The organism is Succinatimonas hippei YIT 12066, from assembly GCF_000188195.1.
In the GTDB taxonomy this organism is placed as follows: Bacteria; Pseudomonadota; Gammaproteobacteria; order Enterobacterales; family Succinivibrionaceae; genus Succinatimonas; species Succinatimonas hippei.
Map to the genome: position 1 here is coordinate 1 of NZ_GL831029.1, position 852 is coordinate 852.

General features: G+C 43.3%; 1 protein-coding gene. It reads left to right on the top strand.

Features of this window, described 5'->3' with window-relative positions; genetic code table 11:
• Positions 1–51: 51 nt before the first annotated feature.
• On the top strand, positions 52–852 hold an 801-nt coding region (locus HMPREF9444_RS07120), incomplete at its 3' end, for a hypothetical protein (RefSeq protein WP_040909386.1).

Genomic DNA, 852 nt, shown 5'->3' on the forward strand with positions numbered 1-852 from the left:
GCATAGAAATCTCTAAAATTAAGTTGTGAAAAATCAAATTCAGGAGTTCCTATGCCGCGTTTATTATCTATCCTAAAAGACCGTAACTGCAAGTCCCAAATTAACGAACGTTCTTTAAAAGAGTATTTTTCCTCTACCGTTTCGGCATCTTTCATCGGCCGTATGGCAAGAAAAGTCGGTCTTAACCGGAGAAAATGCCGTTTTAATCCCATCAGTTTTGTAACGTCAATCATTGTACAGACAGGCTCCGGCGCTAAATTCACCATAGCTTCAATCGGTGCCCGTTATGCCGCTCTGTCAGGGCAGAGTATGGAGAGCAAACCGTTTCACAATAAAATCAAAAAGCCGGAGGTTACACAATTGATGGGTATGTTGCTTAAGCGCTATACGGATTTTCTCAGTGCTAAATTTGCCCAACCCAAGCACGGGAGACTTTTATTAAATATTTTAAGAGAGCACGGTCTTGCCGTTGAAGATATCGAAGCGGTTGACGGCTCATATTGGCATGTAAACGATAAGCTTGAAGATATTTTTCCCGGCTGCCGTACCGCCGCTAAAGGCGATGAACTGCCTGACACCTATGACGAGCAAGGTAATGCCGTAAGCAAGGAGCCTAAGAACGCTCAAATCGGTATGCAGACGGTATTTTCTTTAGTCACGGGTATGTTTAAAGCCGTAACTTTTACTTCCGGCACCGCCGATGAAAGAGAGGCCGTAAACGCAGATGAAAAATATCCGGTACTTAAAATCATGGATGCCGGCTATGTCAGCTATGCTTTACTTGGACTTATTCATAAAGCCGGCTCTTATTTTATGCTGCGCGGTAAATGTAATATGACGGGGAAAATTACC